The sequence below is a fragment of the Paraburkholderia sp. CNPSo 3274 genome, assembly GCF_024206475.1.
Classification (GTDB): domain Bacteria; phylum Pseudomonadota; class Gammaproteobacteria; order Burkholderiales; family Burkholderiaceae; genus Paraburkholderia.
The window spans coordinates 1-943 of the sequence record NZ_JAMBPR010000228.1; the positions used below are offsets into that span (position 1 = coordinate 1).

Genomic DNA, 943 nt, shown 5'->3' on the forward strand with positions numbered 1-943 from the left:
CTATGTGCCGCTCGACCCCGCCTATCCGGGAGAGCGACTCGCTCACATACTCTCCGATGCCCAGCCCGCCATCGTCCTGAGCGATCAGGCGGGCAAGGAGGTACTGGGCCAGGCGTTGGCCGGTTACACCCTGATCGACCCCAACGACGCTCCTGTACAACCCGAGACCAATCCTCAGATACCGGGCCTGACCTCACGCCATCTCGCTTATGTGATCTACACCTCCGGCTCCACCGGTGCCCCAAAGGGGGTGATGGTCGAACACGTATCACTGGTCAACCTATGCAGCGCGATGGCGTCGGAGCCCGGCATCGCTGCGGATGATACTGTGCTCAATCTCACATCGGTATCGTTCGATATCGCAGCGTTAGAGCTATATTTGCCATTGCTGTCCGGCGCACGGCTGATGCTTGCTTCGCGCGATGTCGCAATTGACCCCGAGCGCCTTCTCGCACCGATCGAACAGGAAGCCGTTACGTTCGTTCAAGCCACGCCGGCACACTGGAGCGCGCTGTTGAATCACCGCTGGCCCAACGCATCTTTCACGTTGCTTTGCGGCGGCGAAGCACTGCCTGCATCACTCGCTGCACGCATGTTCGATCATGTGCAAGTCCTCTGGAACATGTACGGACCAACCGAGACGACTATCTGGTCGACTACACGTCGGATGGTACCAGGGTTGGATCCGTCTATTGGCCGACCGATCTCGAACACTCGGATTTACCTGCTAGACAGCCACGGTCAACCGGTGCCGCTAGGCGCAGTGGGTGAACTGTATATCGGCGGCGCAGGCGTGGCTCGTGGCTATCTGAACCGCCCAGAACTGACCGCCGAACGCTTCCTCCCCGATCCCTTCTCCCATCACTCCGATGCCCGCATGTATCGCACCGGCGATCTGGCCCGCTACCTGCCCGATGGCAATCTTGTGTTCCTCGGTCGCAAC

General features: G+C 60.2%; 1 protein-coding gene. It reads left to right on the forward strand.

Features of this window, described 5'->3' with window-relative positions; all coding sequences use genetic code 11:
* A partial coding sequence (locus M3I54_RS44365; RefSeq protein WP_254346732.1) for an amino acid adenylation domain-containing protein occupies window positions 1–943 on the forward strand: 943 nt, incomplete at both ends.